General features: G+C 32.4%; 1 protein-coding gene. It reads left to right on the forward strand.

The features are described from left to right. Nucleotides 1–278: FtsX-like permease family protein (locus QWY28_RS24765; protein WP_500690678.1), on the forward strand; the 278-nt coding region annotated here is incomplete at both ends.

Raw genomic sequence — 278 nt, forward strand, 5'->3', positions numbered from 1 at the left:
TCTGAAGATTATGATACAACTTATATTTCTGGTCTTGTTACAACTGAATCAAGTAACTACACTAATTTAAAAAGTTTAATCACAACCGATGAAAGTCTTAGCAGGGTTATTCCTATCTTATTCTTTATTGTTGCTGCGGTCATTACTTTTATTTCAATGACACGGCTCATACAACAAAACAGAGTACAGACAGGAATCCTGCGCTCCTTAGGTAAAAGAATTAGATACATAAGAAGTTATTACTTATTCTATACTTTATTGACAAGTTCTATTGGGAC

It is taken from the genome of Nocardioides oceani (assembly GCF_030412965.1).
Classification (GTDB): domain Bacteria; phylum Actinomycetota; class Actinomycetes; order Propionibacteriales; family Nocardioidaceae; genus Nocardioides; species Nocardioides oceani.